We start from the raw sequence: 3,866 nt of genomic DNA, 5'->3' as shown, positions 1-3,866 counted from the left end.
CTGCTGTTACTGGCAAGCACCCTGGCAGGCTTTTTTATGCTGGGCCTGCTGATGCTTAGCGTGGTGGTGATTGATGTTATCAGCACCCTGTTCCTGCTGTGCAGAAAGCTGCTGCGGCTGGGGCGCCACCATCAGGGCAATGCCGTCGTCCGTTAACCGTTTGGAGGCGCTGCGGCGCCTCCTACGTAAAAACTACCTCTTGTTACCACCCGCCTTTTTACGCCGGGTCAGCAAAAATCCAACCCACAACAACAGTACCCAAACCGGCATCAACAGTACGGAGATGCGGATCCCTGGGCTGAAGTACATGATCACCAGGATCAACGACAGGAACACCAGGCACAGATAGTTGCCAAACGGATACCATAGCGACCTAAAGCTGGTGATCACCCCTTGGCGATCCTTGGCCGCGCGGAATTTCAGGTGCGCCAGGCAAATCATCACCCAGTTAATCACCAACGTTGAGACCACCAGCGCCATCAGCAAGCCAAACGCCTCGCCGGGCATGACGTAGTTAATCAATACGCCTATCGAAGTGGCCAACGCCGATAACGCGATAGAGAGCACCGGTACGCCACGTTTGTTGACCTTGGTCAGCGCCTTGGGTGCATTGCCTTGTGTCGCCAGGCCAAACAACATCCGGCTGTTGCAATACACGCCGCTGTTGTAGACCGACAGTGCCGCCGTCAGTACCACTACGTTAAGCATGGTCGCCACCAGGTTGCTGTTGAGCGCATGGAAGATCATCACAAACGGACTGCCCCCCTCCACAACCTTGCCCCACGGATAAAGTGACAGCAGCACCGTCAACGAGCCGATATAGAAAATCAGGATGCGATAAACCACCTGGTTGGTGGCTTTAGGAATGCTGCGACGCGGATCGGCGGCTTCTGCTGCGGTAATACCTACCATTTCCAGGCCACCGAACGAGAACATGATCACCGCCATCGCCATCACCAAACCGCTGACGCCGTGTGGCATAAAGCCGCCCTGCTCCCACAGGTTGCGAATGCTGGCTTCCGGGCCGCCGTTACCACTGGCCAACAGGTAGGCACCAAATACGATCATCCCCAGGATCGCCGCCACCTTGATGATGGCAAACCAGAACTCGGTTTCCCCATACAGGCGTACGTTCACCAGATTGACCAGGTTAATCACCACAAAGAAAACCGCCGCCGATGCCCAGGTTGGGATTTCCGGCCACCAGTATTGAATATAAATCCCTACGGCGGTCAGTTCCGCCATACCGACCAGGATAAACATCGCCCAGTAGTTCCAACCGGACAGGAAACCGGCAAAGTCCCCCCAATACTTATAGGCAAAATGGCTAAAGGAACCGGCCACCGGTTCTTCCACAACCATCTCCCCTAGCTGGCGCATGATCAGAAAGGCAATAAAGCCGCCGATGGCATAGCCCAGCAGCACGGAAGGCCCAGCCATCTGGATAGTTTGTGCAATACCCAGAAACAGGCCGGTACCAATGGCACCGCCCAGGGCAATAAGTTGTATATGTCTGTTTTTTAAACCGCGTTTTAGCGGGGTATCTTGAAGCTGACCGCCCATCTTATCCTCGTCCGGCTGAGTATCCAGGCAGCATTGCGCAAGATATCGCCAACCAATAAATAAACCTGCGGGCGTTTTAACACTTAACCTTTCAGGCATCAAGGATTAGAGCCCGGTAATCATTAACCGGGCCAGGGGGTTACAAGAGGTTTGCTGCGCCAGTCAGCTTGGCATACCGCACAGTTTGCTGAGGTTACGTGCGCCGATCATCAGAGTTGCCACATAGGATTGACGGCGGGTGATGACCTCCACCGCCACGCGATCGTTTTGATACTTTATCAGATAGGTTGAAGGCCAGCCTTGTCGGTGCAGCCCATAGCTTTTGGCATGACAATCGATCGCCGCATGGGCAATCACTAAATGAGAGAGAGTGGTATCACCTTTGATTATGCGCTTCATAAAACAGTCTCCGTCAGCGACAGGTCCATTGTCAGAATAAGGCGGTGTCTCATCATTACGGGTCATCTACATTATCGACTAATATTTGATTTATTGCGCATGCTGACTCAATAAAAAACAGATCATTGCGGCACGCAGCGGGCTGTGACTGCCCGCCTGCCACACCCCTTGCTGGGTAATCATACTGGCTTGCCACTGTGGCTGGTCACTTTGTTCGGGGGCATTAAGGCTGATGTTGTTGGCGCAGATAATCGGCCAGGCATCGGAGGGGTTCTTACAGTAGTCTTTCCCTTTCACGCCGCCGTAAGGGTACCATTTGTCAGGGTTTTCCCCGGTGATTAACGCAATGCTGCGGTTTACTTCGGCGTCGCTTTCTTCGTACCATCTAATCATTGCTGATATCCATCTTTCGTAGAGTTGGCGCTACATTACGATGCCAATACGACAGATTTATGACAGCCAGCGGGCCTTTTACATTATTTCTACTAACGGATGAATTGATTATGTTGCTGGGTCTTAACCACCTGACGCTCGCGGTAAGTGAGGTAGAACGCAGCTTTCGTTTTTATGTGGACGTGCTGGGGTTTACCCCCAAAGCCCGCTGGCATCAAGGTGCCTATCTTGCATTGGGTGAACTGTGGCTATGCCTGTCACTCGATGATGCTCGAAAAAATCAGCTGTTGAGCGATTATACGCATTACGCGTTTAGCGTGGCGCCGGAGAATTTTGCCGTCATTGTGGAGCGTTTGCGCGAAGTAGGCGTACAGGAGTGGAAGAGTAATCACAGTGAAGGCGAATCTTGCTACTTTCTCGATCCCGATCGACACGCGCTGGAAATTCACTGCGGCGATCTGGCAAGCCGGTTAGCAGCCTGCCGGGAGAAACCCTATCAGGGAATGGTGTTTTACTGAAAGGGAATGGTGAGAAGGCGATCCGGTTAAAACTGAAACTGAGATAACCGATGTGTCCTTTACCTTCTCACCAAATGAGGTGCGCGATTAACGCTCTGGGATAAACCCTTTATAACTCAGCGCCGGGCTAAGGTCATCATCATAATCGTCAACCGGTGCCTTGTCCCCTCGGGCGGTTTGCACCAGCGTTTTTAACAGTGCCGTTTGCTGGCGCTGCTGCTCGGCAATTTCCTGCAACAGCTGGATCTGTTCGTTGGCACGCACGCTGGCGCGATTCACCATAAACCACACCCACAGGCCAAGCAATGCGGCCAACACCACAACGGCAATGGAAATCAGGCCGGACGGGCCAGAAGCTAAATCAAACATGGACAACCCTATCTACTCTACTGCCTCAACCAAGCCGATATAGTAACATTCCCGCCAAGGCCAGGGGCAAGTTTGCGAAAAATTGTTATTTCGCCATGTTACCAGGGAACAATACGCGTGATAGAGCAAATGCCCAGTGCAAACTTCCCACCTTGATCGCAATAGCTATCCAAAGCAAGCAGATAGAAAAGTAAGCAGGCAACCAGCGTTGCCGCTATCACCAGCAGTTTATTACGCCCCAAACCTTAGCAGCCTCATGATTATCTTGTTAACGTAATTACCATGCTAACATAGACAACTTAAACGAAGTTTAACCGGCCGTTTAGATCTCCCTGCCCGTCAGGGACAGAAGATGACCCGGTTACTCGCGATTAAACTTCATCTCAATCAGTGCAATCGCTTTTTCAATCGCCCGCTTGGTGATCGGATCTGCTCCGGCCGGGTGGCTGGTAAAATCGATACTCTTGAGCTGGCTGGCCATTTTGTCCCGTACTTCGGTCGGCGCGATCACGTCGATCACATCCAGGATCTGCTTGATAACCAGTTGGCAGGCAACCAGGTCGGAGACCAGTTCCTGATCGTTGCTTAATGTGCCGGACATAATTTTTCCCCTGTTGATTTAAA

General features: G+C 52.3%; 7 protein-coding genes. 1 reads left to right on the top strand and 6 read right to left on the bottom strand.

Features of this window, described 5'->3' with window-relative positions; all coding sequences use genetic code 11:
• Positions 1–192 precede the first annotated feature (192 nt).
• From ACLQ7H_RS00255 to ACLQ7H_RS00245, 3 genes are all read right to left on the bottom strand, one after another.
• Positions 193–1,563 carry an amino acid permease gene (locus ACLQ7H_RS00255; RefSeq protein WP_411750940.1) on the bottom strand — a complete coding sequence of 457 codons (1,371 nt, stop codon included), beginning with the start codon at positions 1,561–1,563 and terminating at the stop codon, positions 193–195.
• A 162-nt stretch (positions 1,564–1,725) separates the two neighbouring features.
• Positions 1,726–1,962: a DUF4060 family protein gene (locus ACLQ7H_RS00250; protein ID WP_021181027.1), complete on the bottom strand. Its 237-nt coding sequence runs from the start codon at positions 1,960–1,962 to the stop codon at positions 1,726–1,728.
• A 90-nt stretch (positions 1,963–2,052) separates the two neighbouring features.
• Positions 2,053–2,355 carry a phage protein NinX family protein gene (locus ACLQ7H_RS00245; protein ID WP_411750939.1) on the bottom strand — a complete coding sequence of 101 codons (303 nt, stop codon included), beginning with the start codon at positions 2,353–2,355 and terminating at the stop codon, positions 2,053–2,055.
• Positions 2,356–2,465: 110 nt separating this feature from the next.
• On the opposite strand from ACLQ7H_RS00245, the gene fos reads away from it, so the two are divergent.
• The gene (fos, locus tag ACLQ7H_RS00240; protein WP_411750938.1) at positions 2,466–2,873 is read left to right on the top strand and encodes a fosfomycin resistance glutathione transferase; all 408 of its coding nucleotides are present in this window, start codon (positions 2,466–2,468) and stop codon (positions 2,871–2,873) included.
• 87 nt (positions 2,874–2,960) lie between these two features.
• On the opposite strand, the gene ACLQ7H_RS00235 is transcribed toward fos, so the two are convergent.
• The 3 genes from ACLQ7H_RS00235 to ACLQ7H_RS00225 form a co-directional block, all read right to left on the bottom strand.
• Positions 2,961–3,242 carry a YebO family protein gene (locus ACLQ7H_RS00235; protein ID WP_411750937.1) on the bottom strand — a complete coding sequence of 94 codons (282 nt, stop codon included), beginning with the start codon at positions 3,240–3,242 and terminating at the stop codon, positions 2,961–2,963.
• Positions 3,243–3,340: 98 nt separating this feature from the next.
• Positions 3,341–3,463, bottom strand: coding sequence for a PhoP/PhoQ regulator MgrB (locus tag ACLQ7H_RS00230; protein ID WP_121608988.1), 123 nt, complete (start codon positions 3,461–3,463; stop codon positions 3,341–3,343).
• 140 nt (positions 3,464–3,603) lie between these two features.
• On the bottom strand, positions 3,604–3,843 hold the full coding sequence (locus ACLQ7H_RS00225; protein WP_411750936.1) for a DUF2766 family protein: 240 nt from the start codon (positions 3,841–3,843) through the stop codon (positions 3,604–3,606).
• Between the last annotated feature and the right edge of the window lie 23 nt (positions 3,844–3,866).

Origin of the sequence: Serratia sp. (in: enterobacteria) (assembly GCF_046715635.1) — a bacterium.
In the GTDB taxonomy this organism is placed as follows: Bacteria; Pseudomonadota; Gammaproteobacteria; order Enterobacterales; family Enterobacteriaceae; genus Chania.
Note: the sequence above shows the minus strand (reverse complement) of the source record. Positions and strands in the feature narration are given on the sequence as shown.